Annotated in this window: 4 protein-coding genes; all 4 read left to right on the top strand. The window is 31.4% G+C overall.

Annotated features, from left to right (window positions below; translation table 11 throughout):
• Positions 1–655: 655 nt before the first annotated feature.
• The 4 genes from ACFQ0V_RS02755 (at position 656) to ACFQ0V_RS02740 (ending at position 3,861) form a co-directional block, all read left to right on the top strand.
• Positions 656–2,221 (top strand): Vga family ABC-F type ribosomal protection protein, encoded by a 1,566-nt coding sequence (locus tag ACFQ0V_RS02755; protein WP_381009393.1) that lies wholly within the window; start codon positions 656–658, stop codon positions 2,219–2,221.
• Between the two features lie 313 nt (positions 2,222–2,534).
• Complete coding sequence (locus ACFQ0V_RS02750; RefSeq protein ID WP_381009391.1) at positions 2,535–2,729, top strand: alpha/beta fold hydrolase; 195 nt, start codon at positions 2,535–2,537, stop codon at positions 2,727–2,729.
• Between the two features lie 130 nt (positions 2,730–2,859).
• Positions 2,860–3,144 carry a hypothetical protein gene (locus ACFQ0V_RS02745; RefSeq protein WP_381009390.1) on the top strand — a complete coding sequence of 95 codons (285 nt, stop codon included), beginning with the start codon at positions 2,860–2,862 and terminating at the stop codon, positions 3,142–3,144.
• Between the two features lie 483 nt (positions 3,145–3,627).
• Positions 3,628–3,861 carry a hypothetical protein gene (locus tag ACFQ0V_RS02740; protein ID WP_381009389.1) on the top strand — a complete coding sequence of 78 codons (234 nt, stop codon included), beginning with the start codon at positions 3,628–3,630 and terminating at the stop codon, positions 3,859–3,861.
• Positions 3,862–3,948 lie beyond the last annotated feature (87 nt).

The following is a 3,948-nucleotide window of genomic DNA, read 5'->3' as shown; positions in this document are numbered from 1 at the left end:
CATGAATGGATGCCGTTTCTGACAAAGACTTAACATTTTTGTGTCCAAGATATTGACATAGATCCAATTGTTGGATATAAGGTTAAGCATTTACCTAACAATCTTTTTAATAATGATGAAGAAAGATGTAAATCAAATGAAGTTGAGTCCACAGAAGAGCTTAACTATCCACTTTAAATAAATGAAGATATTGATATAAAGGGATTCAGCTAGATAGGATATCCATAAATTTGACCTTGATAAAACTCAAAACGTTAATTTTATATTATCGTATTCAAAACTCTTTCTCACTTTTGTGGGAGAGGGTTTTTTATTTGAAATATAGGTTAGCCTAAAAATTAAAAGAGCATTGACATATTAGTATAGATAGTCTATATTTAAGTTAATTAAAAGGAAAGGGTGTTATTTTTACTACAATGAGCAAATAATCCTATTTATATAAAGAAAATCAACATAAAAAACCTAATAATAATTTTGTAAAAGTTATTTTAAGGGATTTTTATGTTCAATTTTCAGATTAGGATTGTATTGTGAAGTGTAGTTTACCCTAATATTATAATGCTTTTTTAGGTGTATACTGTTAATTTTACTGACTTCCTATTCTGAATAGAATTAGGGGTTTTTTTTATTCCCCTCAAAATAAGGAGATGGGAAAATGTTATTATTTGAAGGTAAATCGATAAAAAAACATATGCAAGATAGATTATTATTTGATATAGAGCTAATCCAGGTACATGAACATCAACGAATAGGTTTAGTTGGTAGGAATGGAACGGGGAAGACAAGTCTATTAAAAATCTTCGCAGATGAAGAACAGGCAGAAGGAGGACATATTTATCATTTTACCTCTGTAAAATTAGTTCCACAATTTAAAGAGACGAGCTCAGAGAAAAGTGGTGGAGAAATAACGCAACAATATTTACAACTAGCATTGAATGAAAAACCTGGATTATTGATCTTAGATGAACCGACAACCCATTTAGATACAGAAAGAATTAATTGGTTAGAAAAGAAATTGGTTAACTATCAAGGAGCATTGATAGTCGTATCACATGATCGGACATTTCTAAATAATATCTGTACTAAAATTTGGGAATTAGAAGAAGGTAATTTAAAGGTATTTAAAGGGAATTATAATGCTTATCAAGAGCAGAAGGAATTAATAAAAATACAAGAGCAAACTGCCTTTGAAAAGTATGAACGAGAGAAGCGGCAGTTAGAAGTAGCAATCCGGCAAAAAGAGGCAAGAGCACAGCGAGCAACAAGAAAGCCTAAAGATTTGAGCTCTTCAGAGGCAAGAATAACAGGTGCTAAAACCCATTATGCCAATATACAGAAAAAGTTAAGGGGTTCTGCGAAAGCATTAGAAACAAGGTTGGAACAATTGGATAAGGTTGATAAGGTGAAGGAACTACCTGAAATTAAGATGGATGTACTAAACGAAGAGAACCTAAGAAATCAATCCGTGTTACGCGCTGAAAACGTAAAGGGTGAGGTAGACGGACGTAAGCTTTGGGATCCCTTTAGTTTATATTTATATGGCGGTGATAAAGTTGCTATTATTGGAAAAAATGGAACGGGTAAAACAAGTTTGCTTAAAAAAATAGTTGAGAGAGATGAAGGGGTATCCATTCCAGAAAAGGTTAGGATAGGTTATTTTTCCCAACATTTAACCATCCTTGATGACGATAAATCGATCATAGAAAATATACAATTAACTTCCAGTCAGAATGAAACGCTAATTAGAACGGTCTTAGCAAGAATGCATTTCTGGGATGAAGATGTATATAAAAAAGTGAGTATATTAAGTGGCGGTGAAAAAGTAAAAGTAGCACTAGCTAAACTATTTTTAAGTGACGTAAATATGCTGGTGTTAGATGAACCTACAAACTTTTTAGATATTGAATCTTTAGAAGCGCTAGAAACATTAATGAAAACGTATCATGGAACGATACTATTTGTTACCCATGACCGTATGTTAGTAAAAGAGATTGCTACAAAAATAATTGAAATCAAAGATGAAAAAGTAACAGTATTTGATGGTTCTTACGATGAGTATGAAGAATGGTTAGAGAATAAATCGAAATCTAACAATGATGATAAACTTTTACTAATCGAAACGAAAATATCTGACGTTTTAGGTAGGTTAAGCTTAGAGCCATCCCAAGAATTAGAAGATGAATTTCAAAGGCTATTAGAAGAAAAGAAAAGACTGAATTAGTAAGTTTTAAATATATAATTATTTATAGAAACTATAGGGAATAAGAGGGTGCTCTAAAGTGCAAAACGGGTCAAGCCTATTTGTGAGCGATTTAATGCAATTATGGTTCAAATATTAAATACTTGTATAATGAACTATCAAAGCTACTAGAAAAGAGATCAGTAGCTTTTGTATTATAATTTCCATAAGAAATTAATTAAAAGGAATTTCATTAAAATCACGGAAACATATGATAATCTAAGTCTAATAAGCCTATGATATAAGCAATGTTATTGTTCGGCAAATGAACTGTAGAAATAGGGATGAATTATTTATGATTGAAAAGAGTATACAATCAACTGAAGGAAGAGTTTATTATTGGACAAATACAATAAATCCATCAAGGAGAAGTACAATTGTTTTTTGTCACGGTTTAACAGCAGACTATACTCTTTTTGATAAACAAGTGAAATATTTAAAGGATAAATATAAGTTGATTACTTGGGATTGGGACAACGCCCTTTGGTAAAGGTTACTACAAGAAATCAGAACTCTTTTGGATAAAGCATTATTCTACGATTGCGAAACTGTACCCTTACACTTTTTATGCAAAAGTTGCAGCGAAAAGCATTACAGTAACTAAAGAAGCAAATGAAGGTATGTATCATACATTAATGAACTTGGGTAAAAAAGGTATGCTGAAGGCAACTAGTGAGGTTTATGGTGAGCTTTTAAAAGTAGAAGATGAAATCGAGTTTAATTGCCCTGTTTTAATTACTTATTGGGAGTACGACCAAACAGGCTATGTGAAAAAATATTGTAATGATTGGGCCGAGAAAACAGGCTATCTATTAAAAGTGATTAGTAATGCCTCTCATAAAGCAAATTATGATAATTATGAAGAGTTTAATGATTTATTGACTATCTTTGTCGAATCATTATAAAAAAATATCACAATTAGGCGCGATTATGAAATAAAAAAATTAAGCATTTACCTAACAAACATTTTTATAATGATGAAGAAAGATGTAAATCAAAAGAAGTTGAGTCCATTTACATCCCTATCAATCTATTTTCAATAAATGAAGATATTGATACAAAGGGATTCAGCTGGATGCACTATCCATAGATTGATAGCCGATAAAACTCAAAACGTTAAGACGACCTTGTTATATCAATGTTTGTGGGCGATTTGATGCAAATGTGGTGCAAATATCAAAATTTGTATATGAATTATCAGAGGTGCTAGTAGAGATGCTAGTGCCTTTTTCGTGTTCTAAATTTCCCATTGATTAGAATGAAAGAAGCTTAATTAAAAGCACGGAAATATGATACACTGAGATTAAGTAAAGTTCAAAGGGAATTTATTGTTCAGCAAACGGGCTAATTAGTTAAACAAGAACTTTAATAGTAAAGGATTGATTTAGGTGGAAAGAAAGTCGAGAAAAATTTATGAGTATATGACGATTGAGCAAAAGCAGGAAGCCTTAAAACTTTTAAAGCAAGATAAAGAAGAGTTAAGTAAGGAATACAAAAAGGCAGCAAAAACCTATCCAAAAATAGTTAGGCAAGTTATTAGCGATACTTTAGACAAATGGGAATTAGAAATTGATGAACTAAGTATAGATATTGAGAATGGAAACGGAATATTAATAAAGTAGTCTTTAACAATCGGGTGAGATTTGGAGCTAGTATAGATGTATGGACACAAGTAAGTTAAGTCTCTATCCTAATAAATAGAGAGGACG

The sequence above is a fragment of the Savagea faecisuis genome, assembly GCF_042675605.1.
GTDB classification, from domain to species: Bacteria; Bacillota; Bacilli; order Bacillales_A; family Planococcaceae; genus Savagea; species Savagea faecisuis.
The sequence above is the reverse complement of the archived record's forward strand: the minus strand, read 5'-3'. Positions and strand labels throughout refer to the sequence as shown.